This is a genomic window from Tardiphaga sp. 42S5, assembly GCF_034044155.1.
GTDB lineage: Bacteria > Pseudomonadota > Alphaproteobacteria > Rhizobiales > Xanthobacteraceae > Tardiphaga > Tardiphaga robiniae.
This window is the reverse complement of sequence record NZ_CP139027.1, coordinates 5,201,804-5,228,296: the sequence shown is the minus strand read 5'-3', so window position 1 is coordinate 5,228,296 and position 26,493 is coordinate 5,201,804. Positions and strand designations below refer to the sequence as shown.

The window sequence follows — 26,493 nt, the reverse complement described above, 5'->3', positions numbered from 1 at the left end:
CCTCAGCCTTGCAACTGGGTATCGATGATGGCGAGGCGTTCATCGCCGGGTTTGAAGATGATGCTGGCGATGCCCAGCAGGCCGCGTAATTTGTCGTCGGCCACCTTCATGGGGCCGGGTGAGGGCGCTGTACCCGGTGCCGGTTGTGGAAACGCAGTAGAGCGTGCGGTGTGGAACGTGACGTTGCCTTCCACTTTCTGCATCACCTGATGGATATGGCCGTTCAGCACCGTGACCGAGCCAAAGCCCTTGAGGTAGTCCAGCGCGCGTGCTCCGTCTTCGGTGCCCCATCCCCAGGTCGGATAAACGGTCCAGAGTGGAATATGCGCAAACACCACGATAGGTGTCGATTTTGATCGGCCGCGAAGATCGTCCTCCAGCCACGCGAGTTGTTCGGCGCCGAGGTTTCCAAGTCCGCCCGCTTTGAGATCGACGACGTTCACAAGCCCGATGAAGTGTACGCCGCTTGCGTCGAAGGAATACCAGCCGGAGCCCTTGGTCCCACGTCCGTAGCGCTCGCGGTAGAGCTTGACCTCCTCGTCGATGAAATCATGTTCTCCCGGAACGTAATGCACATCGAGCCGCGCCTGCGAGATGATGCGGTCGGCATCGTCGAATTCGGAGGCCTTGGAGAGGTGGCTGATATCGCCGGTATGGATCATGAACGACGGCTTCACCGGCATGGCTTTGATCCGGCCGATGGCTTCCTTGAGCGTACCGATGGCGTTGGGATTGGCCGGCTTGTCGAAGCCGATATGGCTGTCGCTGATCTGCAGGAAGGTCAGGCCGGTGGGCTCTGCCGCTTGTGCCGAATCAATCAGCCCAAGGGCGTGCGGAACGCCGCCGGCGATGCTCCAGAGCACGCCGGTGCCGGCCCAGGTCATGCACTCCAGTACCTTTCGACGGCTCAGTCTCGGGTCGTCCTGGGAATGATCGTGATCGAATGCACTCATCGCCAATCTCCATCGCCCTGGATTGGGCTATGGGGACTGGATCGGCGAAGGCGGAAATTTATTCCCGCCGAATGAGGTTATCGCGAATCCGTGATGATCATTGATGCGCCTTTTTCCGCGATCATCGCGGTCGGCGTGTTGGTATTGCCCGACGTGATCGTTGGCATGACCGAGGCGTCCACGACGCGCAATCCGGCGATCCCGTAAAAGCGCAGCCGCTCGTCCACCGCTGCCATCGGGTCCGATGACGTGCCCATCTTCGCGGTCCCGACAGGATGGAAGATGGTGGTGCCGATATCGCCGGCGGCCTTGGCCAGGGACGCCGCATCGTCGCCAACCGATGGCCCCGGCAGATATTCTTCGGGATGATAGGCGGCGAGCGCCTGCTGCTTCATCAACCTGCGTGTCACGCGGATCGCATCGGCAGCAACCTGACGGTCGTCGTCCGTCGAGAGATAGTGCGGGGCAATTGTGGGGGCGTCATCGGGCTTCGCTGAGCGCAGCTTGATCTCGCCGCGCGATGTCGGCTGCAGATTGCAGGCAGCAATGGTGATCGCCGGAAAGCGATGTAGCGGTTCGCCGAATTTGTCGAGCGAGAGCGGCTGCACGTGAAACTGGATATTGGCGCGTTCGCGATGGACATCGGAGCGCGTGAAGATGCCAAGCTGCGATGGCGCCATGGTCAACGGTCCGCGGCGGCGAAGCGCGTAGTCGACGCCCATCCAGCCACGGCGGAACAGATTGTAGTAGGTCTCGTTCAGCGTGCGCACGCCGGAGACTTTGTAGATCGCACGCTGCTGCAGGTGATCCTGCAGATTACGGCCGACGCCCTGGCGGTCGAGCGTGACGTCGACGCCAGCGGTGGACAGCCACTCCGCGGGCCCAATGCCGGAGCGCTGCAACAGATGCGGTGAGCCGACCGCCCCAGCACAAAGGATGACTTCGCCCTTGGCACGTGCCTCGATTTCCTGACCATTCTGGCTGAAACGCACACCGACCGCGCGGCCGTTTTCGACGATCAGGCGATCGACCATCACTTTGGTTTCGAGCCGCAGGTTCGGGCGGTTCAGCGCGGGCTTGAGAAAGCCGCGGGCCGATGACCAGCGCCGACCGCGCTTCTGGTTGACGTGAAAATAGCCGATGCCTTCATTGTCGCCGGTGTTGAAATCGGCGGTCTTCCGAATGCCCATTTCGGCCGCTGCATCGCCGACGGCGTCGAGTACTTTCCAGGACAGCCGTGGTTCTTCGATGCGCCAGCCGCCGCCTGCGCCATGGTGTTCGCTGGCGCCAAGGAAATGATCTTCCAATGTCTTGAACGCCGGGAGCACATCGTCATAGCCCCAACCATTGAGGCCGAGCTGGCGCCAGTGGTCGTAGTCGGCCGCCTGACCACGCATCGAGATCATGGCATTGATCGCAGAGGAGCCGCCGATCACCTTGCCACGCGGATAGGCCAGTGCGCGGCCATTGAGGCCGGGCTCGGGCTCGGTGCGAAACATCCAGTCGGAGCGAGGATTGCCGATGGCGAAAAGGTACCCGACCGGGATGTGAAACCAAATCCAGTTGTCGTTGCCGCCGGCCTCCAGGATGAGGACGCGCTTGGCGGGATCTGCCGAGAGGCGATTGGCGACGATGCAGCCGGCGGTACCTGCACCAACCACGATATAGTCAAAATCACCCTCGAGCCGTGTCGTCATCGTTTCCCTGCCGCATCCGTTCCACGGTCTTACTTGCCGTGCCGAAAGGGATTAGCGAGGCCGCGGGCGTCTGTACAGCGTGTGATGGGACCGGTGGGGTGGGCCGTTGGCACGCAACATGCTAGACAAGGATATCGCCGTTCCACCGCATCGAGATCCTGACCCATGCCCATCATCAATCGCGTCGCCGATCTGCAACCGGAAATCATGGCCTGGCGCCGTGACCTGCATGCCCATCCAGAGCTGATGTATGACGTGCACCGGACCGCGGGCTTCGTGGCGGAGCGGTTGAAGGAGTTCGGTTGCGACGAAGTTGTGACGGGCCTGGGACGAACCGGTGTCGTTGGCGTCATCAAGGGCCGCAAGCCGGCCTCCGGCGAGCACAAGGTGATCGGGCTGCGCGCCGACATGGACGCGCTGCCGATCGAGGAAGAGACCAATCTGCCTTACGCCTCGAAGACCCCCGGCAAGATGCATGCCTGCGGTCACGATGGCCACACGTCCATGCTGCTGGGCGCGGCGCAATATCTCGCCGAAACACGCAATTTCGCGGGCGATGCCGTCGTCATATTCCAGCCGGCCGAAGAGGGCGGTGCGGGTGCGGCGGCGATGATCAAGGACGGCCTGATGGACCGTTTCAAGATCGATCAGGTCTATGGCATGCACAACAATCCCGGCATGCCGGTCGGCTCCTTCGCGCTGCGTCCGGGTCCGATCATGGCGGCGATGGACCGCATCTCGATCCAGATCGAGGGCAAGGGCGGCCATGCCGCCTATCCGCACAAGACCATCGATTCCGTGCTGGTCGGCTCGCAGCTCGTGATGGCGCTGCAGACGATCGTTTCCCGTACCGTCAATCCCCTGGAATCCGCGGTGCTGTCGATCTGTGAATTCCATGCCGGGCATGCCAGCAACGTCATCCCGGCTACCGCTGAACTGCGCGGCACCGTGCGGACGTTGAACGCCGAGGTGCGTGATCTCATGGAGAAGCGCATGAACGAGGTGGTCAACGGCGTCGCGCTGCAGACCGGCGCGAAGATCGTGCTCGACTATGACCGCGGCTATCCCGTCGTGGTCAACCACCGCGCCGAGACCGACATGGCGGTGCGCGTCGCCAGCGAAATATCCGGGGCTGAGAAGGTCAATATCGACATGCCGCCGGTGATGGGCGCCGAAGACTTCGCCTATATGCTGGAAGCGCGCCCCGGCGCCTTCATCTTCTGCGGAAATGGCGACAGCGCCGGGCTGCACCACCCCGCCTATAATTTCAACGACGACGCCATCGTCTACGGCACGTCCTATTGGGTGAAGCTGGTGGAGACCACGCTGGCGGCCTGACAGCGGGCGTCCACGCAATGATTTTTAATAGTTGCGTCACAACCTCAGGAACAAGACACAACAGGTGACGTTGAGCCGCGGGAAACAACCCCTGGCTTAACGGAGTGCGCGTCATGGCGACTAAAGACAAAGACCTCAACGACCTCTTTCTCGATACGCTCAAGGATATCTACTTCGCGGAAAAGCAGATCCTGAAAGCCCTGCCGAAGATGGCCAAGGCCGCAACCTCGGACAAATTGCGTGCCGCTTTCGAAAAGCATCACGACGAAACCGAAGGCCAGGTCGAGCGCCTGGAACAGATCTTCGAGCTGCTGGACAAGCCCGCCCGCGGCAAGACCTGCGATGCCATCATGGGTATCCTCGATGAAGGCAAGGAGATCATGGACGAGTACAAGGGCACGAGTTCGCTCGATGCCGGCCTGCTTGCTGCGGCGCAGGCTGTCGAACACTATGAGATCTCGCGCTATGGCACCTTGAAGGCCTGGGCCACGGAACTCGGCATGAAGGACGCAGTGCGGCTGCTCGACGAGACGCTCAATCAGGAAAAGAAGACCGATGAGTCACTGTCGGTGCTGGCGAAATCGGCAGTCAATCTGGCTGCTGCGGCTTGATCGGAAAGGGCCACCCGCACCGTGCGGGTGGCCCTTCTCATTTCACTCCGCGGCCTGCGCGTAGTCTTCCATCGGCGGGCATGAGCACACCAGATTGCGGTCGCCATAGACGTTGTCGACGCGACCCACCGGGCACCAGTATTTGTCGGTGCGCGAGGTGCCGGCCGGGAAACAGCCTTCCGCGCGGGTATAAGCGCGCTTCCAGTCGTCATCCGCGATATCGTGCACGGTATGCGGTGCATGACGCAGCGGTGACGCCTCGACGTTCCAGCGGCCACTCTCGATATCCGTGATCTCCTTGCGGATCGCGATCATCGCCTCGCAGAACCGATCGAGTTCGAGTTTCGATTCCGATTCCGTCGGCTCGATCATCAGCGTCCCCACGACAGGAAAGCTCATGGTCGGTGCGTGGAAACCGTAGTCGATCAGGCGCTTGGCGATATCGTCGACGGTGACGCCGGCAGACGTCTTGAATGCGCGTGGATCGATGATGCATTCATGCGCCACGCGACCCTTTTCGTTGCGATACAGTACCGGGAAGTGCGGATGCAGCCGGGTGGCGATGTAGTTCGCGTTAAGGATCGCGAGTTCGGTGGCCGAGGTGAGGCCTGCACCACCCATCATCAGGATGTAGATGTAGGAGATTGTCAGGATCGACGCCGAACCGTAAGGCGCGGCGGAGACCGGACCCACCGGCACATCGCCGTTGGCCGAGGGATGACCGGGCAAATAGGGCGCCAGATGCGCCTTGACGCCGATCGGGCCCATGCCCGGCCCGCCGCCGCCATGCGGGATGCAGAAGGTCTTGTGCAGGTTGAGATGGCTGACATCAGCGCCGTAATCGCCGGGGCGCGACAGGCCGACCTGCGCATTCATGTTGGCGCCGTCGAGATAGACCTGACCGCCATTGGCGTGGACGATCTCGCAGATCTCGCGGATATGCTCCTCGAACACGCCATGGGTCGACGGATAGGTGATCATGATTGCCGCGAGATTGGCCGCGTGTTTCTCGGCCTTGATGCGCAGGTCGTTGACGTCCACGTCACCGCGCTTGTCGCAGGCGACGACAACCACATCCATATTGACCATGCTGGCCGAGGCAGGATTGGTGCCGTGCGCCGATGACGGGATCAGGCAGATATTGCGATGGCTGTCACCGCGCGCCGCGTGATAGGCGCGGATCGCGAGCAGGCCGGCATATTCGCCCTGCGCGCCGGAATTGGGCTGCAGCGATACAGCGTCGTAGCCGGTGATGTCGCATAGCCACTTTTCCAGTGTCGCGAAAAGCTGGTGATAGCCGGCGGCCTGTTCGCGGGGCACGAATGGATGCAGCGAGCCCCAAGCGGGCCAGGTCAACGGCATCATCTCGGTGGTCGCGTTCAGCTTCATGGTGCAGGAGCCGAGCGGGATCATCGCGCGGTCGAGCGCGAGATCGCGGTCCGAGAGCTTCCGCATGTAACGGAGGAGTTCGGTCTCGGAGCGATGGCTGTGGAAGACGGGATGGGTGAGGAAGGCCGAGCTCCGCTTCAGCGAGGCGGGCAGGGCGTCGCTGACGCCATGCTCGACGTCTGAATAGCCAAGCTTGCCGCCGAAGGCGCGCCAGATGGCTTCCACAGTCTCCGGCGTCGTGGTCTCGTCGAGCGCGATGCCGATCGTGCCGTCACCGATGCGCAGGTTGATCTTCTCGGCCTGGGCTGCGGCAATGATGCCGTCGCGCTTGTCGCCAACGGTCACGGTCAGCGTATCGAAGAACGCTTCGCTCTCCGGCGCGAAACCGAGCTTCTTCAGGCCGGCGGCCAGCACCAGTGTGCGGCGATGCACCGTGCGGGCGATGTGTTTGAGGCCTTCGGGGCCGTGATAGACCGCATACATTGACGCGATGACGGCGAGCAGTACCTGCGCGGTGCAGATATTCGACGTCGCTTTCTCCCGGCGGATATGCTGTTCGCGGGTCTGCAGCGCGAGGCGATAGGCGGGCTCGCCGCGGGAATCGATGGAGAGGCCGACAAGGCGGCCCGGGATCGAGCGCTTGATCGCGTCGCGCACCGACATGTAGCCGGCATGTGGACCGCCGTATCCCATCGGCACGCCGAAGCGCTGCGCCGAGCCGATCGCGATGTCTGCGCCGAGTTCGCCCGGCGAGGCCAAAAGCGTCAGCGCCAGCAGGTCGGCGGCGACTACGGCGAGCGCGCCCTTCGCTTTAAGGGCGGCGATGGCCGGCTTGAAATCGCGCACGGTGCCCGTCGTGCCCGGATATTGCAGGATCGCGCCGAACACGTCGGCCTTGTCGAGATCGGTTAGCGGATTGCCGATCTGAAGCTTCCAGCCGAGCGGCTCGGCGCGGGTGCGCAGCACCGCGAGGGTCTGCGGATGAACTTCATGGTCGACGAAGAAGGTCTTGGTCTGAATGTTTGAGGCGCGCTCGGCCAGCGCCATGGCTTCGGCGGCGGCGGTTGCTTCATCGAGCAGCGACGCATTGGCGACGTCGAGACCGGTGAGGTCACAGATCATGGTCTGGAAGTTGAACAGCGCCTCGAGTCGGCCCTGACTGATCTCCGGCTGATACGGCGTATAGGCCGTGTACCAGGCCGGGTTCTCCAGGATGTTGCGCTGGATCACCGTCGGCAGAACCGTGCCGGAATAGCCCTGGCCGATCAGCGACGTGAACACCGCGTTCTTGGCCGCCATCTCGGTCATATGCGCCAGCGCCTCGGTTTCGCTGAGCGCGCGGCCGAGATCGAGCGGCGCCTTCTGGCGAATCGAGGCAGGGAGCGTCTCGCCCATCAGTGCGGACAGGCTTTTCGCGCCGACCGCTTCAAGCATCACACGAATATCGGCTTGCGAAGGGCCGATATGGCGGCGGACGAAATCGGTGGCGACGTCGCCGGAAGATTTGTTCAGGGTCATCTGTTGTTCCTCGAACGAATTTCAGAAGCTCGTCATGGCCAGGCTTGTCCCGGGCATGACGACTAGGCGGTGTGGGCTTTGTAGGCGTCGGCATCCATCAGGCCTTCGAGCTCGCTCTTGTCGGCGAGTTTGAGCTTGAAGAACCACGCCTTGCCGTCCGCATCGGAATTCACCAGCGCAGGCTCGACGGCGAGCGCGTCGTTGATCTCGACGACCTCGCCGGTGATCGGCGCATAGACGTCGGAGGCGGCCTTGACCGACTCGACCACGGCGGCGGCTTCGGCCTTCTTCAGTGCGCGGCCGACTTTGGGCAGTTCGACGAACACGACATCGCCAAGCTGTGACTGCGCGTAGTCGGTGATACCGACGGTGACGACGTCGCCGTCAATCTGCAGCCATTCGTGGTCTTCGGTGTACAGGGTGGTCATGGGGCAGTTCCTCAACGCTTGTAGCTGTGGGGGACGAAGGGCATGGGTGACACTTTCATCGGCATCCGCTGGCCGCGAAGCTCGGCATAGACGGTGGTGCCGTCGGCTGCCTGCGCGCTGGGCAGATAGCCCATTGCAATTGGCGCGCCGAGACTGGGGCCGAAGCCGCCCGAGGTGACGCTGCCGATCGATTCGGTGGAGGTCGCGTCCGCAAACAGCAGCACACCTTCGCGCACTGGCGCGCGGCCTTCCGGCAGCAGACCGATGCGCTTGCGCGGCGCGCCGCCATCGAGCTGCGCCAGGACCTGGTCGCTGCCGAGAAAACCGCCGGCGCGGGCGCCGCCGGTGCGGCGGCTCTTCTGGATCGACCAGTTCAGCCCGCCTTCGATGGGCGTGGTCGTCGTGTCGATGTCATGGCCGTAGAGGCACAGCCCAGCTTCAAGACGCAGGCTGTCGCGGGCGCCGAGGCCGATCGGCAGCACGTCGGGATGATCGAGCAAGGAGGAGGTAAGGGCCTCGGCCTGATCGTTCGGGATCGAGATCTCGTAGCCGTCTTCGCCGGTGTAGCCGGAGCGCGAGACGAAACAGGCAATGCCGTTCACCTGATGCGGGCCCGCATCCATGAACTTCATTGCCGGCGCTTCCGGGCAGAATTTTGCCAGCACATCCGCGGCCTTTGGCCCTTGCAGGGCGATCAGTGCACGGTCGGGCAGGGTCTCGATAATGCAGCTGTCGGAGAGATGCGCGCGCAGATGCGCCTCGTCCTCGTCCTTGCAGGCAGCGTTCACCACCAGAAACAGGTGATCGCCGAAATTCGCCACCATCAGGTCGTCGAGAATGCCGCCGGCCTCATTGGTGAACTGGGCATAACGCTGACGCCCCGGTGCCAGCGCCAGAATGTCCATCGGCACCAGTCTTTCGAGCGCCAAAGCGGCGTCTTCGAGTTTGCCGGACTTCGCCCGCAAGGTGAGCTGGCCCATATGGGAGACGTCGAATACGCCGGCAGCAGCACGGGTGTGGAGGTGCTCCTTCAGCACGCCGGTGGCGTATTGCACCGGCATGTCATAACCCGCGAAGGGCACCATCTTGCCGCCACGGGCGACGTGGAGGGCGTGCAGCGGCGTTTGTTTCAAAGTTGAGGGTTTATCGGTCGGCAGCGTATCGACAGCAGACATATGACGGGTCCTCGCGGTTCCCCGGGACCATTCCCGGAGTGCCTGTACGAGCCCCATCTGTCGCTGTGCCTGAGAGTATTATCCCGTCGGCGGACGCCATCGGCCCGTTCGGGCTCAAAGGCATCTCTTTCCAGATGCTAACCTGTCACGCGGTCCTTTTGCCTGAGAGTTTCCGGGGCGGTTGCTCCTTCGGCGCCGGCCCAAACAGGGGCCAGTCTCTCCCGACGTGACGTCTTTCAACGCCGGCACAAGAGCATGCGTTCCCTGAATCTGTCAACGCGGTTGCGGCACCTATCAACGGCCCTGTGCTGTTGCGGCAAGCCCCTGATCCGCTTGAATGATCCCTTGTAATCCCCTTGCACAGTTTCTGGACAGGCCTAGTGCCCCCGGTCTAAAAGCAACCGGTTGTGGCATTGGCCGGCGGCAAATCTTCAAACAATTTGGCCGTGGGCGATTTTTAGGCGCCAAGTCTTGAACGTAACAAGTCTTGGGCGCAATGGGACTGATATGAGCGGCGTTAACGAGATCAGGTCGGCATTTCTGAATTACTTCGCGGCGAATGGTCACGACATCGTGTCGTCGTCGCCGCTGGTGCCGCGCAACGACCCCACGCTGATGTTCACCAATGCCGGCATGGTGCAGTTCAAGAACGTTTTTACCGGCGTAGAGAAGCGGCCTTACCAGCGTGCCACGACCTCGCAGAAATGCGTCCGCGCCGGCGGCAAGCATAACGATCTCGACAATGTCGGCTACACCGCGCGCCATCACACATTCTTCGAGATGCTCGGTAACTTCTCGTTTGGCGACTATTTCAAGGAACGCGCGATCGAGCTCGCCTGGAACCTGATCACCAAGGAGTACGGTCTCTCGAAAGACCGCCTGCTGGTCACCGTCTATTCCGAAGACGACGAAGCTTTTGAACTGTGGAAGAAGATCGGCCTGCCGGATTCCAAGATCATCCGCATCCCGACCTCGGACAATTTCTGGCAGATGGGCGATACGGGCCCCTGCGGTCCGTGTTCGGAAATCTTCTTCGACCATGGCGACAAGATTCCCGGCGGTCCTCCCGGATCCCCGGATGAAGATGGCGACCGTTTCATCGAGATCTGGAATCTGGTGTTCATGCAGTTCGACCAGCTTGCGCCGGGCAACCGCATCTCGCTGCCGAAGCCGTCAATCGACACCGGCATGGGCCTCGAGCGCATCGCTGCGGTGCTGCAGGGTAAGCACGATAATTACGACATCGATCTGTTCGTCGCACTGATCCGCGCCATCGCCGATCTCACCGGCGCCGATCCGCAGGGCCCGATGAAGGCCTCGCTCCGCGTGATCGCCGACCATCTGCGCGCATCCTCGTTCCTGATCGCCGATGGCGTGCTGCCGTCGAATGAAGGCCGCGGCTATGTGCTGCGCCGGATCATGCGCCGCGCCATGCGTCACGGCCAGTTGCTCGGCGCCAAGGAGCCATTGATGTGGCGCCTGGTGTGGGCGTTGGTGCGCGAGATGGGCCAGGCCTATCCTGAGCTGGTGCGCGCCGAGAGCCTGATCGAAGAAACGCTGCGCCTCGAAGAGACGCGCTTCCGCAAGACGCTGGACCGCGGCCTCGGCATTCTCGACGACAAGAGCGCGTCGCTGAAGAAGGGCGACATGTTCGACGGCGAGACTGCGTTCACGCTGTACGACACCTACGGTTTCCCGCTCGATCTGACCCAGGATGCGCTGCGCAACCGCGGCATCTCGGTCGATATAGCGTCCTTCACCGATGCGATGGAGAAGCAGAAACAGAAGGCCCGCGCGTCGCGCTTTTCCTCCGGCGAGACCGCGACCGAAGCGATCTGGTTCGAGTTGCGTGAAAAACTCGGTGCGACGGAATTTCTCGGCTATGAGACCGAGTCTGCGGAAGGCGTCGTACAGACGATAGTGCAGGGCGGCCCCGAGGTGACCGAGATAAAGCCCGGTAAGGGCGGCCAAGTGATCTTCAACCAGACGCCGTTCTATGCGGAGTCCGGCGGCCAAGTCGGTGATACCGGGTTACTCATGCGCGCATCAGACGGTGCCATCATTGGTGAAGTTCGTGAGACTCAAAAGAAGGCAGGCGATCTCTTCGTTCATCACGTCCATATAGAAAACTATGGCCTGAAGGTCGGCGACGCAGTTCGTCTGGTTGTGAACTCAACCAGACGGGGTGAAATCCGCCGCAATCATTCTGCGACCCATCTTCTGCATGAAGCGTTGCGTCAAGTGCTCGGCGATCACATCGCTCAGCGCGGCTCGCTGGTGGCGCCTGATCGTCTACGTTTCGACTTTGTGCATCAGAAGCCGATCACGGCGGAAGAGCTCCGCCGTGTCGAAGACATTGCCAATAAAGTCGTGCTCGAAAACGACGAAGTCACCACGCGCCTCATGGCGGTGGATGATGCCCGTGAGGCTGGTGCCCGTGCACTGTTCGGAGAAAAATATGGCGATGAAGTTCGGGTCGTCATAATGGGGCAGGGTGACGGTAACGCGCTCGGCTGGTCGGTCGAACTCTGCGGCGGCACTCATGTGAAGCGGACTGGCGATATCGGCATGATCTCGGTCACCGCCGAAAGCGCGGTGTCATCCGGCGTGCGGCGTATCGAGGCGCTGACCGGTAATCATGCACGTCATCACGCCAACGAGACGATGCAGCTCGCCAAGACCGCTGCGAACGAGCTTCGTACGACGCTCGACGACATGCCGGCCCGCATCGCTGCGCTGATGGACGAGCGCAAGAAGCTGGAGCGTGAGCTCTCCGAGGCGAAGAAGACCATCGCCATGGGCGGCGGTGCTGTGGCTGGCGCACCGACCGCTGGTGGCGCATCCGCAGACGTCAAGACCGTTGGCGACGTCAAGCTGATGGCCAAGAGCGTCACGGGCATCGAGATGAAGGATCTCAAGAGCCTTGCCGATGCCGGCAAGAAGCAGCTTGGTTCGGGTGTTGTCGCGATCATCAATGTCGGTGAAGACGGCAAGGCCGGCGTCGTGGTCGGTGTGACCGAGGATCTGACCAAGCGTTTCAGCGCTGTCGATCTGGTGAAGCTCGCCTCTGAAGCCTTGGGCGGTAAAGGCGGCGGTGGGCGGGCGGACATGGCGCAGGCCGGCGGTCCGGACGGCGCCAAGGCCGATGCGGCGCTGGCGGCGATCGAAGCGGCGATCGGCAACTAATCTCGTCATTCCGGTGTCGCGAACGCCGCCAGGTGGGCGCGAACCCGGAATCCCGTAGTGTTTTACTATGTCGAAATTCCCCGCCATTCCAATTGGAATGGCTGAGGTTCGCTCTCAGCTTCGCTGAGATCGCGCCCCGGAATGGCAGTGTGGGTCACACAACCCCATCTCGCGATGACGTGACCGCTCGCGCCTGCGACCATGAGTAGCCCTCGTTAAGGGTGGCATCCCACGCGCCCATGCGGCAAAAAGCGGCATGGAGCATAACACCCCGCTGATTTCCACCGTCGTCGTCGGCCTCGTACTGGCATTCATCCTCGGCCTGATCGCACAGCGCATTCGCGTGTCGCCGCTGGTCGGCTATCTGCTCGCCGGCGTCTTCATGGGCCCATTTACGCCCGGCTATGTGGCGGACCAGAATATCGCCAATGAACTCGCGGAGATCGGCATCATCCTGCTGATGTTTGGCGTCGGCCTGCATTTCTCGCTGAAGGATCTGCTCTCGGTCAAGAATATCGCGATCCCCGGCGCCATCGTGCAAATCGCCGTGGCAACGCTGCTCGGCATCGGGCTTGGCGAGGCACTCGGCTGGTCGTTCGGTGGCGGCCTTGTGTTCGGCCTCGCGCTGTCGGTGGCTTCGACGGTGGTGCTGCTTCGTGCGCTGCAGGAACGACGGCTGGTGGATAGCGAGCGCGGCCGCATCGCCATCGGCTGGCTGATTGTCGAGGACCTCGCGATGGTGCTGACGCTGGTGCTGCTTCCGGCGATCGCTGGCCTGCTTAAAGGCGAGGGCAATGGTGCCAGTATGTCAGCACTTGCGATGCCGGTGCTGATCACGCTCGGTAAGGTCGCGGGATTCGTCATTTTCATGCTGGTGGTCGGCCGCCGCGTCATCCCGATGCTGCTGCACTATGTGGCGCATACCGGATCGCGCGAGTTGTTTCGTCTTGCGGTGTTCGCGATCTCGCTCGGGGTCGCCTTCGGCGCAGCCCTCGTCTTCGACGTGTCGTTCGCGCTCGGTGCGTTCTTTGCAGGCATGATCCTCAGCGAGTCCGAACTCAGCCAGCGCGCTGCCAATGAGACGCTGCCGCTGCGCGACGCGTTTGCGGTGTTGTTTTTCGTTTCGGTCGGTATGCTGGTCGATCCGGCGATCGTCCTGCGCGAACCGCTGCCGCTGCTCGCCACCGTGTTCATCATCCTGTTCGGCAAATCGGCGGCTGCCTTCGGCATCGTCCGGCTGTTCGGCTATCCGACCTCGACGGCGCTGACGATCTCCGCCTCGCTGGCGCAGATCGGCGAGTTCTCCTTCATTCTCGTCAGCCTCGGCGTGGGCCTCGGTCTGCTGCCGGATCGCGGTCGCGATCTCGTGCTCGCAGGCGCGATTATCTCGATCATGCTCAATCCGCTGTTCTTCGCGTTGCTCGATCGTTTGTTGGCTGACAAGGACGCGAAAGCAGCGGCAGCGAGTGAAGCGGCCGCTGCGGACAGTAAGGAGAAAGCGGTCACGCGCGTCCCGTTGCCGGAGACGCAACTCAAGGATCACGTCGTGCTGGTCGGCCATGGTCGTGTCGGCAGCGTCGTCAGCAGGGCGCTGCGCTTGAACAACACGCCGCTGCTGGTGATCGAGGACACGCCGGGCGTTGTCGAGCGTCTGCAGAAGGAAGGTGTTGAGGTCGTCACCGGCAATGCCGCGGCGCCGGACATGTTGCAGGCTGCAAATGTGATGGGCGCCAGGGGATTGCTCGTCGCCATCCCGGACGCCTTCGAAGGCGGCCAGATCGTCGCCAAGGCGCGCGCCCTCAGCCCCACACTGCCGATCATTGCCCGCGCCCATTCCGAAGAGGAGATCGCGCATCTCAAGCATCACGGCGCCAATGTCGTGATCATGGGCGAACAGGAAATCGCCAAGGCGATGCTGCTGCAGATCGGGGCGACGGCGGCCGTTTAGTCGCGCCGTTGCGATCAGGTCGTTACACTGATCGCGTCATGCCGCCGTCGACGCGGATATTCTGGCCGGTGATGTAGCCGGCGCCGTCCGATGCGAGGAATGCGACCGTGGCTGCGATCTCGTCGCTCTTGCCATAGCGTTGCATCGGGACGCTCTGGCGCCGCTCTTCGGTGGCGGGCAGGCTGTCGATCCAGCCGGGCAGCACATTGTTCATCCGTACATTGTCGGCGGCAAAACTATCCGCGAACAATTTTGTGTAAGAGGCGAGACCGGCGCGGAACACGGCGGAAGTCGGAAACATCGCTGAGGGCTCGAATGCCCATGCGGTGGAGATGTTGATGATCGCCCCGGACTTTTGTTTCTGCATGATCGGTGTCACCAGTCGCGTTGGCCGGATCACGTTCATAAGATAGACATCCATGCCGGTGTGCCACTGCTCGTCGGTGATATCGAGCAGCGGCGCACGCGGGCCATGACCGGCGCTGTTTACCAGCGCGTCGATCCGGCCCCATTTCTCCAGCGTGCCATCCACCAGTCGCTTCAAATCGTCGCTCGACTGGTTGGAGCCGGTGACGCCAATGCCGCCCAGCTCTTGCGCCAACGCTTCACCTTTGCCGGACGACGACAGGATCGCAACCTTGAACCCGTCGGCTGCAAGGCGACGCGCAGATGCGGCGCCCATGCCGCTTCCACCGGCCGTGATGATGGCGACTTTACTAGATGACATGAGGCGGTCTCCCTGAATGTTTTTCTGGTCTTCTTGCTCTAGCGGCAAATCGTTCGGCGTAAAAACGCAAATCCCGGAGCCTGGCTCTGTGCCTGCTTGGCATTCTCCACCGCGCCGGAGTGTCCGCCGGCGAAATGTCCTTAGCCCTTGCGCAGGAACACGTAGTCGGCCGAATAGGGCTCGCTCTGTAAAGTGCCGGCGCCGCTGCAGGTGCCGGCGAGCGCGCCGCCCACTGTGTTGATCCGCTGTACCGTGGTTACGCCGCTCAACATGCCGCTGCCGCGATGCGATGTGGCCTCGAGGCGAAGCCACGGAATGTCCTTGGCCGTGGTGCCCGGTGCGTTGCCGGTCACCTTACCGACCACCGCGCTGCCATCGCTGTATTCCCAGTTCGGTCCGACATAGTGCCGCCCCACGGTCTTGCCATCGGCCATCAGCGTGGCGATCGGCTCGCGGAACGTCCATGTCAGCTTTCCTGAAGCGTCGGCCTTGCACTCATAGACCTGCGCGCCTTCAGCATGCAGCTTGGCGATCTGCGTCTCGCCGGGGGCTGCAATCGCATCCGGCACCTGCGCCAAAGCAGAGAATGCGCCCGCGACACTGAGCGAGAGCGTGACAATCGTGGTCAGGATCGGGCGTTTGAAAACATGTGGCGTATTGCAGGTCATGTGAACCCTCTCTTGCTCTGGTTGGTAGTTGCTCTGTCGTTCGTTTTACGCAGCTCCAATCGTCCGCCGTAGAAACGCAAATCCCAGAGCCTGGCTCTGTGCCTGCTTGGTATTGTCGACGGCGCCGGAGTGTCCGCCTGCCACCGTCTCGTTGAACCAGACGGGATAGCCGAGCTCTTCGAGCTTCGCGGCCATCTTGCGGGCGTGGCCGGGATGGACGCGGTCGTCGGTGCGGTTGGTAGTGATGAAGATCGGCGGATAATTCTGGCCTGCCGCGGCGAGATGATAGGGCGAGTATTTCTGCAGATAGACCCACTCGTCGGGAATTTCCGGATCACCATATTCGGCGATCCAGCTCGCGCCGGCGAGCAGCTTGGTATAGCGCGCCATGTCGAGCAGCGGCACGCTGCACCAGATGGCGCCGAACAGTTCCGGATAGCGCGTCAGCATGTTGCCGACGAGCAGACCGCCATTGCTGCCGCCGTGGCAGGCGAGCTTCTGTGCCGTTGTTATACCTGATGCAGCGAGATCTCGCGCGACAGTCGCGAAGTCGTCATGGGCCACATGCTTGGTGATCTTGCGCGAAGCCAGATGCCACGCCGGGCCGAACTCACCGCCACCGCGGATATTGGCGATGGCGTAGAGATGACCTTGTTCGAGCCATAGCTTGCCGGCGATGCCCATATAGGCGGGCGTCAGCGATATCTCGAAGCCGCCATAGCCATAGAGAATCGTCGGCCGGGGCGGGGCGCCGGCCGAGAGATTCTTGCCGATCAGGAAGTAGGGGATCCTGGTGCCGTCCGCCGCCACCGCATGGCGCTGCTGCACCTCGATGCCCTCGGGATCGAAATTGGGCGGCGAGCTCTTCAGCGGCTCGGGTGCGCCGTGGCCTGTCCACAGTGCCGTCGTTGTCGGCCGGTCGAAGCCCGTGACGGTGAAGAGCATGTCGGTGCCGAGATCGGGATCGTCCTCGCCGCCGAAATTCTGCGCCGAGATCGTGGCGTTATCTGGCAATCCCGGAAGTGCCGTCTCGCGCCACCCGGCCTCGCTTCGCTGCAGCAATGCGAGACGGCCGCGGACGTTATCGAGGATTTCGAGCACGATGCCGTGCCGGGTCTCCGACCATGACTGCAGCGCGCGGGTCGGTGTCGGCATGAAGACGATCTCGAAATCGCGTGCGCCAGACAGGAAGCGATCGAGGTCGATGACGGCGAGTGCGCCGGTCGGGATCGTCTGGTCGCCGACGGTCCAGTCCTGTTTCGGGCTGATCAGGAGATCGTCCGCTTCTGCCGAGACCGAGACTTCTTCCGGCAGTTCGAGGCGCAGGCGCTTTCCGGCATGCGGGCCATGCTTGCGCTCGACGAAGATATGCGAGCGCGTGAAATCCAGCGCGCGCCAGTACATCACGCCTTCATGGCTCGGTCGGCGGTTGACGCCGAACCAGGCGGCCACGTCCTGCTTCTCGACCTCGAAGACGGTTTCAGCCGCAGCCAACGGTGTGCCGCGCGTCCATTTGCGTACGGTGCGGGTATAGCCGGCCTCGGTGCTGTCCTCGGGCGTCTGCGCGCTGCCGAGCAGCAGCGTGTCCTGATCGACCCAGCTCACCTGCGTCTTGGCCTTCGGAATGATAAAGCCGTCAGCGATAAAGCTCTTGCTGGGAATATCGAACTCGCGGACTTCGATCGCGTCGGTGCCGTTGAATGACAGGCTGATCAACGCGCGGGTCTTGTCCGGGGAACGCGCAGCACCTGCAAAGGCCCAGGAGATGCCTTCCGCTTTGTTTAGCGCATCGATGTCGAGCAGCACGTCCCATTCAGGCGTATCGGTCTTGTAGCTCTCCAGCGTCGTGCGGCGCCAAAGCCCGCGCGGGTGAGCGGCGTCTTTCCAGAAATTATAGAGATAGTCGCCAGACTTTCCGACGAAGGGAATGCGATCGTCGGCGTCGAGGATCTTCATGACTGCGTCGAAATCGCGCTTGTAGCTATCGTCGCAGAGAAAGCCATCGGTCCGCGCATTCTGTGCCTCGACCCATGCCACGGCTTTCTCGCCCTCGATTTCTTCGAGCCAGACATATGGATCATTGCTGCCGTCGGCGGGATTTGGCGCAGTCATGGGTCACCTCGAAAACGGAACGTCTCAAAAAGAAAGTCCGGGGTGCCTGAGGCAACCCGGACTTTCGGATGGTGCAGTCAGGAGAGGGCGGAAATCAGGCCGCCAGTTCCTTGGTCAGGTTTTCCGCGACCTTGTCGAGGAAGCCCGTGGTCGAGAGCCAGCGCTGATCGGCGCCGACCAGCAGCGCCAAATCCTTGGTCATGTAGCCGGCTTCGACAGTGTCGACGCAGACCTTTTCGAGGGTCTTGGCGAACTTCGCCAGTTCGGCATTGTTGTCGAGCTTGGCGCGGTGGGCGAGGCCCTGGGTCCAGGCGAAGATCGACGCGATCGAGTTGGTCGATGTTTCCTTGCCCTTCTGGTGCTCGCGGTAGTGACGGGTCACGGTGCCGTGGGCAGCTTCGGCTTCTACCACCGAACCGTCCGGCGTCAGCAGCACCGAGGTCATCAGGCCGAGTGAGCCGTAGCCCTGGGCCACGGTGTCGGACTGCACGTCGCCGTCATAGTTCTTACAGGCCCAGACATAGCCACCGGACCACTTCATGGCGGCAGCCACCATGTCGTCGATCAGGCGATGCTCATAGGTGATCTTCGCGGCTTCGAACTTGGTCTTGAATTCGGCGTCGAAGATTTCCTGGAAGATGTCCTTGAAGCGACCGTCATAGACCTTGAGGATGGTGTTCTTGGTCGAGAGATAGACCGGAACGCCGCGCGACAGGCCGTAGTTCAGCGATGCGCGCGCGAAGTCGCGGATCGAGTCGTCGAGATTGTACATGGCCAGTGCGACGCCGGCGCCGGGGGACTGGAACACTTCGCGCTCGATCACGGCGCCGTCTTCGCCGACGAACTTCATCGTCAGGGTGCCCTTGCCGGGGAACTTGAAGTCGGTGGCGCGGTACTGATCGCCGAAAGCGTGACGGCCGATGATGATCGGCTTGGTCCAGCCGGGGACCAGGCGCGGCACGTTGCTGCAGATAATCGGTTCGCGGAAGATCACGCCGCCGAGGATGTTGCGGATGGTGCCGTTCGGCGACTTCCACATCTGCTTGAGGCCGAATTCCTTCACGCGCGCTTCATCGGGAGTGATGGTGGCGCACTTCACGCCGACGCCGTATTTCTTGATGGCGTGGGCGGCGTCGATGGTGACCTGATCGTCGGTCTTGTCGCGGTATTCCATCCCGAGGTCGAAATACATCAGGTTGACGTCAAGGAAGGGGTTGATCAGCTTGTCCTTGATGTACTGCCAGATGATCCGGGTCATCTCATCGCCGTCGAGTTCGACGACGGGGTTGGCTACCTTGATTTTTGCCATGGTGGTTCGGGCCTTTAGCGCGTTGCGGGAGGGATGATTTGTAGGGGGGCTATAGCACCGCGCAGGACCCGGCGAAAGCCGGGGCGTCATGCAGTTTCGGCGCAATTTTCAGCCCAAAACGCAGGCTGTTTTTGCTCAAAATGCAGCCTGCGCCGCGGTGCCCGCCACCACGTACCAGCTCACCGGCAGGCTGCCGTGCCGCGCTGTTACGCCGCGTCGCGCCGGTACAGGCCGCCCGTGGTCACCAGGAAATCGATCCGCCCGTCGAGCAGCGCGCGCAGCGCTTCGTCCGGGCTGTTGACGATGGGCTCCTCGTGCACGTTGAAGCTGGTATTGACCAGCACCGGCAATCCGCTGGCCCGGGCAAACCCCTCGACAATGTCATAATAGAGCGGATTGTCCGGACGCGCGATCACCTGCGGCCGTGCGGATCCATCGACATGAACCACGGCGGGGATGCGGTCCCGCCACTCCGGCTTCACATCGCAGGCGATGGTCATGTAGCGGCAGGCGCGCGCATTGACCGGATTGACGTCGAACACGTCAGCGGCACGCTCAGTGGTGATGACGGGGGCGAACGGCATGAATTCGGACCGGCTCAGCCGTTCGTTCAAGAGGTCGTGGGTGCCGCGCCGGGCCGGATTGGCGAGGATGGTCCGGGCGCCTAACGCGCGGGGGCCATATTCCATCCGGCCATTGTAGATCGCGCCGATCTCGCCCGCCACCAGCCGCTTCACCGCGCCATCGACCGGCACCTCGTCGACACGGTGAATCCCCGAGGTGGCTGCGATGCCGGCGTCGAGCCCGGCCTGAAAATCGCGGCCGAGATAGACGTCCCCGAGATCGCGGCGGCGGCCCAGCCATGGCGCCAGGCCGTCGCGCTGCATCAGGTAGGACAGCGCGCCGCCGATCGGCAGGCCGTCGTCGCCCATCGCCGGGAAAATGAACAGTTCATCGATCGGCAATTGCTCGGCGAGCAGACGGTTGAGCTTGACGTTGGCGAACACGCCGCCGGACAGGCCGAGATGTCGCGCCGGATGCCGCTGCAACAGGCGCTGCAGCGACAGCAGCATGGTGTCTTCCAGCACCTTCTGGATCGACGCCGCAAAATCCGCACGGCCGGCCTGTTTCGCCAGCCGGCGCATCAACGCGTTCATCTGGTGATAGCTGCGAAAGCTGGACTGGATACGTCCGTCCGGGGCCACCGAAAAATACCCGGCGATCGTATCGGCCGCTGTCGGTTTCCCCATGGCCGCGAGCCCGGTCAGCTTGCCCTCGTGCCGGTTGGGGCGAAATCCGAGCGACTTGGTCGCCGCGCTATAGGCGCGGCCCAGGCTGTCAACGGGATTTGGCAGGAACAGACAGGCGTCGTCGCCATAGAGCGTCGTCAGGCGGCGCTCGGCGAAGTACCGGTAGCTGTAATTCACATTGTCGCCGCCGCCATCGGCCGTCACCAGCAGGGCATCCGGCCACGGGCTGTAGAACAAAGTGGGCAGCGCGTGCGCCTCGTGGTGGTTGTAAAAATGGACCGCGGCGTCGTCGCGGAAACCGCCGTCGCGCCGCCACGCCGCGGCATCGAAGACGTCCTCTGCCCGCTGCGCGCGGTAGCGATGCTGCTCGGCGCCGAGCAGCAGGCGGTCCTTGCCGACCCGGCTGCGATACTGCTCGTGCAGCCAGCGGAGGCCGCCGAGGCGCGGGAAGTAGGCCTTGGGAAACATCGCGCGGCTAGTGGCGACGACGTCGACATCGCGCCGGGTGGCGCCGGCGATCGACAGCACTTCGTCGATGGCCGCATCGGGGTGAGTGCTGCCATCGCTCTTGCGCCGGGTCAGTCGCTCCAGCGCGATGGCAGCCTTCAGATCGTAATCTTCGAAAACGGCGGCGGCGGCGTCATGGACGCCGGAGTGAACGCTGAGGATAAGCTGAGGCATGAAGGCTGCAAGGTCGTTCCCGGGGGGCGCACATTACCCGCCCCCTGTTACGACCCGCAATTCACGAACGCTTGGCCGGGAACCCGCCTTCATCCGGATTGTCAGGCCGCGTCTGGCATCCGCCGGCAATTCGTCGTAGGGCTGCATCGCAGATAGCCCCGGAGAGCGGGTTATTCGCATCCAGATGCCCGGCTAAGCCCCTTGTATCGCTCAACAATGTGCGATCGCCGAGGGGCCCGGATGAGGTGTTGAATCAAAACCTTCACGGGTTGATTCAAGACCTTCAGAGATTGAATCAGAAAGTGAAGTGCATGTCCGGTTCAGGCACCGACTCGACCAAGGCGCATACCGACCTCGTCGGCCCCGTTGTCATCCTCGTCGAACCGCAGCTCGGCGAGAACATCGGCATGTGTGCGCGGGCCATGGGCAATTTCGGCCTGACCCGGCTGCGCATCGTCAATCCGCGTGATGGCTGGCCCAACGTCCATGCCCGCCGGGCAGCCTCCGGCGCCGATCACATCCTCGACAAGGTCGAGCTGTTCGACACCGTCGAGGCGGCGGTCGCCGACTGCACGCTGCTGTTTGCCACCACGGCCCGGGCGCATGACCAGGCCAAGCCGGTGGTCGCCCCCGAGGCCGCCGCCGCCGAGACCATCGCCCATGTCGCCGGAGGTGCCACCGCTGGCATCCTGTTCGGCCGCGAGCGCTACGGGCTCCAGAACGAGGAGGTTGCGCTCGCCAACCGGATCATCACCTTCCCGGTCAACCCGGCTTTCGCCTCGCTCAACCTCGCCCAGGCGGTTCTCCTCTGCGGCTATGAATGGTTCAAGCAGGCAACCGCGAACGCGCTGCCCTATGCCATGCCGGAGCGGTCGGAGCCGGCCTCCCAGCACCAGATGACCGCCTTCTTCGACAACCTCGTCGGCGAGCTCGACAAGGTCGAATTCCTGCGCCCGCCCGAGAAGCGCGACACCATGCTGGTCAACCTGCGCAATATCTTCACCCGGATGGAGCCGACCAAGCAGGACATGCACACCTTGCACGGCGTGGTGATGGCCATCGCCGAAGGCCGCAAGGGCCCGGCCAAGGGCGGTGTGCTCGACGGCGAACAGGCGACCCGGCTGCGCGCGCTGCTGGCCGAACACGGGCAGGGTGCCCAGGCGCATGAGAGCGGCACGGTCCGCGGCCTCGCGCGCATGCTCCGCCGCAACCCGACCGATGCCGAGCGGCTGCTGTGGGACCAGCTCCGCGCCGACCGCCGCTTCGCCGGCCAGTTCAAGCGCCAGACCCCGGTCGGCCGCCACATCCCGGATTTCGTCTCGTTCCCGGAGCGGATCGCCATCGAGCTGGTCAATGCCGGCGAGACCGAGGTGATTGTCAGCGACCGCGCCGCCCGTCAGACTTGGCTGCAGGAGCGCGGTTATCGGGTGCTCGCGATGCGGGCGGACGATGTTATCAGCGACATCGCGGCGGAGCTGGACCGGCTGGAGGCGTTGCTCACCAGCGGGATGCCGGGGCAGGGCAATAATTAGAACTGTCATTCCGGGGCGCTCGCCACTTGGCGAGCGAACCCGGAATCTCTGAGTGGCTTGGCTCACCGGTGACTCCCATGCCGGGATTCCGGGTTCGCGCCAAGAGGCGCGCCCCGGAATGACGGCGTGATCAATGGCGCATCCCGAGCTACGATGGCAGTGACCGGCCGCGATCAACGCGGCACTAAGACCGGGAGGCCCCATGACCATCTCCACCGCCGAGAAGCGCGCGAACTTCCGCAAGCTCCATGAGTCCGGCTGCTTCGTGCTGCCCAATCCCTGGGATGTCGGCAGCGCCCGCTATCTCGCGCATCTCGGCTTCAAGGCGCTGGCCTCGACGTCAGCCGGCTATGCCTGGTCCACCGGCCGCCCCGATAACAAGGTCACTGCGGATGACGTCATCGAGCATCTCGCGCTGCTCTCCGCCGCCACTGATCTCCCGGTGAATGCCGATTTCGAGGCCGGCTTCGCCGATGACCCCGCAGGCGTCGCCGCCAATGTCGCCCGCGCGGTGAAGAGCGGCATCGCTGGCCTCTCCATCGAGAACTCCACCGGCAAACCGGACAAGCCGCTCTATGACGACACCCTCGCCGTGGAGCGCATCAAGGCCGCCCGCGCCGCCATCGACAGCGTCGATCCCACTGTCATGCTGGTCGCGCGCTGCGAAGGTTTTCTGCATGGCGAGCGCGACCTCAAGAAGACCACCGCGCGGCTCGTCGCCTTTGCGGAGGCCGGCGCCGATTGCCTCTATGCGCCGGGCGTCGCCACAGACGAGGAGATCACCACGCTGGTGAAGGCGATCGGCGGCAAGCCGCTCAATGTGCTCACAGTGCAGCCGACCATGACCGTGGCGCATCTCGCCAGCCTCGGCGTCCGCCGCATCAGCGTCGGCGGCGCGCTGGCGCGCGTGGCCTGGGCAGGGTTCATGCAGGCGGCGCAGGAGATCGCCGGACAGGGGACGTTTACGGCGTTTGCGCAGGGGGCGAAGGGCGGGGAGTTGAACAAGTTGTTTGCGGAGAAGGCGGGAAAGTAGGCCTTTGGGACAAGGTGAATGCCGCCGAGCGCTTTATTGAGAGACCCGTCAATATTGTGCGCGCGAAAAGCAGAGAGTTTCTTGCCAGGATAGGCATTGCCCGCCGGCATGCGCGAGGTGCAAAGGTCTGTTGCTGCGCCTCTACGCTAAGGCCGGAACGCTCTTATCGGGACGTCGATACTTGCTCGATGCAAGGTTATCATGCGTTTCCATGCTTGTGGGCCATACGACCATTTATGATTTATACAAAATGCGTTTTGACAACGCAGTGCTTCTTTTTTGCATGACTGGAGCCCCAAAAAACTAAACTTGCTTCCAATGAGTCGAAGACGCGCTTCGCGTGAGCAAACTTCCGTTAGGTGGGGAAATGAAAGAACTGTCGGGTTGGACGCGGTCAAGGCCAATGAAGGTAGCGTTCCTTGTCGAAGACGGCGAGCATGCGTCGGTTATCTTGGATGGCATTTTTGCCGATTGCTACAGCCGCTGGGGCGGTCGTTTTAGCTTGGTCGTGCCCTGTGCCGACAACGCAATTTCAGAAGTGTATTGGCCGTGGCTAGAACGATTTGGCCCCGACATCGTCTATTCCTATGTTGAACTAAGCAATGCGCGTGTCTTGGAGCTCCATGAGCGTTTAGCTCCCAGTGCTTATTTGCTTCACAGTCTCGAAAATCTACTGAGGACTGATTTGTTCGGCTTTAAGCCGGTTTACCGTTTCAGCCCGTTGTCGTCTCTATCGCTCGTATTTAAGCTTGCTCGTTACGCTCCTGCCGCTCAGTCGGGAGCGCCCATCAAGGTGATTGATAGTTGGTTTACCGAGCAGCCTTCTCAGCTTTTGACGGATAATTTCGGTACGTATCACAATAGCACAGGCGGAGGAATGTTTCCGACTGATGCGGCTGTTGCTGCAAGCTTGATTAGCGTTGTGAGCCCCGGCAATAGCCGAAATGGCATTCCTCCCGACTTGATCACGTTGCCGAACGAAATTGCAATGTATGAGGAGTTTGCCGCTCGGAGGGCGAGCGCGCTTTCAGTTATGTCCGCTCAATTCGTGCCGCGCCTTGAATTCTACATGCCCAAATGGAATGCCTCCCTAAATGTGGTGTTGGGAGAAACGTTCGGTGATCGGCTTTTGTTTTGGAACGCGCGGCTACTGTCGCAAGCTTGGCTTGACAACGACATAGGCTCCCTGCGGGTAACTTCCGAGGCCTTGAAAGACGCCGATTTCTTAAACGCGTTTGGTACAATTCTTCGTCAGCGAAACCGATTTGGGGGGAATGGCCATAGCAACGTTACGGTTCGATCAATCTCCGCTAGTCAGTCGCAATTAGAGGAGGCTGTCGAGGCAATTCGCTCGACCAAGCCATGGGGCCATGTCGGTCACGAAGCGATTGCAAGTGTGGATGAAATTGTTCCAACAGCTAATGTCATTAAGCAAGCATCGGAACGTTCTCACACTGATACTCCTTTCTTTCAGAGGACAACTTGGACGGAGTTTAGTTGGAGTCCTCCGGTTGCGAAGCCGCCGACAGTTATCCCTGAGCATCTAAGAGATGTTCCTCCGCAGCAAAGCTTTGCCGAGGGTTATTGGTGTGCTGATTACAGCATAGAGTACGACGGTGTCGAAGGCCGCTACGGGGCAAATGTATGGTCTTTGCCAACTCGATGGCGAATGTCCGAGGCGTTCAAGCATGCTCATATTGGCTCAACGGGGCCAACAGGGTGGGCGCCACGCGGTTGGCGGAGCCAAGGCGGCTTCTATTCGACTTACGTGAGTGAAAATCGTAAAGTTAGCACAATTGAACCGCCCAGCGCGTTATCCGCGATGCAGTGGGCATTGATGCTGGATGGTGATCTAGCACGCACTTTGATCCACCCGCCAAGCAAAGTGGGACGAATTGAGCAATCCAATGAAGCACGATATCTAATTGGCGTACTTGGCTTGGTGGGAGGGCTCAATGGGGCTAAGAGGCTTCTGTTGCATCCATTTCTGATCGAGTTATTTGCGAGTTTTGGTGGAACGACAAATCTCCCCGCAGCAAAGGGGGTGTCCACCGCTAACCGACTTCGGAAGCGACTACAGCTTCAGCAGAACTTCGATTTGCGCGAGGACAGGGACCGTGAAGTTCTTGCATCACTTATAGTGAAGGCGTCTGTAGAGCTGAAGAAGCCAATTGACTATCTGGGTTACGAAGAGCTTCACGCTCGGTGGGAAGGTCATCGAGCGGCGTACTGGCGCGCACATCCTCAGGCCGGCGAACCGGATGATGCGGCAGAGTGGGATCGCGCTGAGCGAGCGGCGCTTGATGAGGCTTTAATCGAGTTGCGAAGCCGTCAATTGATTTTCCAAGGTCACCAGTGGACCTGTAAACGTTGTCATCATAAGAATTGGTTAGACATGTCAGAATTAGCTCCAGCACTGGAGTGTAAGATTTGCAAGGAAGAGGAAGCCTCTCCGCTTGATCTGAAATGGTTGTTTCGACCGAGCCAATTTCTAATCGAAAGCCTCCGCGATCACAGCGTTTTATCGCTCCTCTGGACACTGTCCGTATTGCAAGGGCGCTCTATGCAATCCTTTCTGTTCGTAGAGCCGATGTGGTTCTACTTCGATCGGGACGCGCGCGAGCCAGACGCGGAAGCAGATTTGTTGGTCGTCTCAGACGGTAAGGCGGTGCTATGTGAAGTTAAGGCGTCTTGGTCCATCTTAAGGCGAAACGATATCTCTAAGCTCGTGGAGTTGGCCAAGCGTTTACGGCCAGACATTGCCCTTCTGGCTGTCATGGACAAGGGGCGGGAACTGGAGGCCGAAATCAGCACAGCAATTGATGAACTCAAGGGCGTTGGGATCGCCTTCGACCTAATCACGCTCGACGGATGTCCTTTAGGCGATAATCCGTACTTGCACTGAAGCGATGAAATGCGAGTAGTCTGCGTTTGAGTC

At 61.9% G+C, this 26,493-nt stretch carries 17 protein-coding genes and 1 riboswitch; of the genes, 7 read left to right on the top strand and 10 right to left on the bottom strand.

The features are described from left to right. Nucleotides 1-2: 2 nt before the first annotated feature. Together SFY93_RS24425 and SFY93_RS24420 are read right to left on the bottom strand one after the other, a co-directional pair. Nucleotides 3-953, bottom strand: coding sequence for a metallophosphoesterase family protein (locus SFY93_RS24425; protein ID WP_320444931.1), 951 nt, complete (start codon nucleotides 951-953; stop codon nucleotides 3-5). 77 nt (nucleotides 954-1,030) lie between these two features. Beyond that, nucleotides 1,031-2,650 carry a GMC family oxidoreductase gene (locus SFY93_RS24420; protein WP_320444930.1) on the bottom strand — a complete coding sequence of 540 codons (1,620 nt, stop codon included), beginning with the start codon at nucleotides 2,648-2,650 and terminating at the stop codon, nucleotides 1,031-1,033. 165 nt (nucleotides 2,651-2,815) lie between these two features. On the opposite strand from SFY93_RS24420, the gene SFY93_RS24415 reads away from it, so the two are divergent. After that, nucleotides 2,816-3,988: a M20 aminoacylase family protein gene (locus SFY93_RS24415; RefSeq protein ID WP_320444929.1), complete on the top strand. Its 1,173-nt coding sequence runs from the start codon at nucleotides 2,816-2,818 to the stop codon at nucleotides 3,986-3,988. 113 nt (nucleotides 3,989-4,101) lie between these two features. Next, nucleotides 4,102-4,599 (top strand): YciE/YciF ferroxidase family protein, encoded by a 498-nt coding sequence (locus SFY93_RS24410; RefSeq protein WP_068735876.1) that lies wholly within the window; start codon nucleotides 4,102-4,104, stop codon nucleotides 4,597-4,599. A gap of 42 nt (nucleotides 4,600-4,641) precedes the next feature. On the opposite strand, the gene gcvP is transcribed toward SFY93_RS24410, so the two are convergent. The 3 genes from gcvP to gcvT form a co-directional block, all read right to left on the bottom strand. Beyond that, complete coding sequence (gcvP, locus tag SFY93_RS24405; RefSeq protein ID WP_320444928.1) at nucleotides 4,642-7,506, bottom strand: aminomethyl-transferring glycine dehydrogenase; 2,865 nt, start codon at nucleotides 7,504-7,506, stop codon at nucleotides 4,642-4,644. A gap of 62 nt (nucleotides 7,507-7,568) precedes the next feature. Next, the gene (gene gcvH / locus SFY93_RS24400; protein ID WP_320444927.1) at nucleotides 7,569-7,934 is read right to left on the bottom strand and encodes a glycine cleavage system protein GcvH; all 366 of its coding nucleotides are present in this window, start codon (nucleotides 7,932-7,934) and stop codon (nucleotides 7,569-7,571) included. Nucleotides 7,935-7,945: 11 nt separating this feature from the next. Beyond that, nucleotides 7,946-9,109: a glycine cleavage system aminomethyltransferase GcvT gene (gcvT, locus tag SFY93_RS24395; RefSeq protein WP_320444926.1), complete on the bottom strand. Its 1,164-nt coding sequence runs from the start codon at nucleotides 9,107-9,109 to the stop codon at nucleotides 7,946-7,948. Nucleotides 9,110-9,249: 140 nt separating this feature from the next. Next, nucleotides 9,250-9,344, bottom strand: a riboswitch (glycine riboswitch). 272 nt (nucleotides 9,345-9,616) lie between these two features. Between gcvT and alaS the strand changes: the two genes are divergently transcribed. Continuing rightward, nucleotides 9,617-12,295, top strand: a complete 2,679-nt coding sequence (gene alaS / locus SFY93_RS24390) for an alanine--tRNA ligase (protein ID WP_320444925.1) — start codon at nucleotides 9,617-9,619, stop codon at nucleotides 12,293-12,295. A 256-nt stretch (nucleotides 12,296-12,551) separates the two neighbouring features. Then, entirely contained in the window at nucleotides 12,552-14,243 is a 1,692-nt protein-coding gene (ybaL, locus tag SFY93_RS24385) for a YbaL family putative K(+) efflux transporter (RefSeq protein ID WP_320444924.1), read from the top strand. A 22-nt stretch (nucleotides 14,244-14,265) separates the two neighbouring features. On the opposite strand, the gene SFY93_RS24380 is transcribed toward ybaL, so the two are convergent. The 5 genes from SFY93_RS24380 to SFY93_RS24360 form a co-directional block, all read right to left on the bottom strand. Then, nucleotides 14,266-14,970, bottom strand: coding sequence for an SDR family oxidoreductase (locus SFY93_RS24380; RefSeq protein ID WP_120292835.1), 705 nt, complete (start codon nucleotides 14,968-14,970; stop codon nucleotides 14,266-14,268). A gap of 140 nt (nucleotides 14,971-15,110) precedes the next feature. Continuing rightward, on the bottom strand, nucleotides 15,111-15,638 hold the full coding sequence (locus SFY93_RS24375) for a DUF3455 domain-containing protein (protein WP_320444923.1): 528 nt from the start codon (nucleotides 15,636-15,638) through the stop codon (nucleotides 15,111-15,113). 45 nt (nucleotides 15,639-15,683) lie between these two features. After that, a complete protein-coding gene (locus SFY93_RS24370; protein ID WP_320444922.1) occupies nucleotides 15,684-17,750 on the bottom strand; it encodes a prolyl oligopeptidase family serine peptidase in 2,067 nt (688 codons plus the stop codon). Nucleotides 17,751-17,844: 94 nt separating this feature from the next. Beyond that, nucleotides 17,845-19,059 carry an NADP-dependent isocitrate dehydrogenase gene (locus SFY93_RS24365; protein WP_068735892.1) on the bottom strand — a complete coding sequence of 405 codons (1,215 nt, stop codon included), beginning with the start codon at nucleotides 19,057-19,059 and terminating at the stop codon, nucleotides 17,845-17,847. A 206-nt stretch (nucleotides 19,060-19,265) separates the two neighbouring features. Continuing rightward, the gene (locus SFY93_RS24360; protein ID WP_320444921.1) at nucleotides 19,266-20,990 is read right to left on the bottom strand and encodes a carbamoyltransferase C-terminal domain-containing protein; all 1,725 of its coding nucleotides are present in this window, start codon (nucleotides 20,988-20,990) and stop codon (nucleotides 19,266-19,268) included. A gap of 311 nt (nucleotides 20,991-21,301) precedes the next feature. On the opposite strand from SFY93_RS24360, the gene SFY93_RS24355 reads away from it, so the two are divergent. From SFY93_RS24355 to SFY93_RS24345, 3 genes are all read left to right on the top strand, one after another. Then, a complete protein-coding gene (locus tag SFY93_RS24355) occupies nucleotides 21,302-22,522 on the top strand; it encodes a TrmJ/YjtD family RNA methyltransferase (RefSeq protein ID WP_320444920.1) in 1,221 nt (406 codons plus the stop codon). Nucleotides 22,523-22,724: 202 nt separating this feature from the next. After that, nucleotides 22,725-23,555, top strand: a complete 831-nt coding sequence (locus SFY93_RS24350) for an isocitrate lyase/PEP mutase family protein (RefSeq protein ID WP_320444919.1) — start codon at nucleotides 22,725-22,727, stop codon at nucleotides 23,553-23,555. A 403-nt stretch (nucleotides 23,556-23,958) separates the two neighbouring features. Further along, the gene (locus SFY93_RS24345) at nucleotides 23,959-26,460 is read left to right on the top strand and encodes a hypothetical protein (RefSeq protein ID WP_320444918.1); all 2,502 of its coding nucleotides are present in this window, start codon (nucleotides 23,959-23,961) and stop codon (nucleotides 26,458-26,460) included. Nucleotides 26,461-26,493 lie beyond the last annotated feature (33 nt).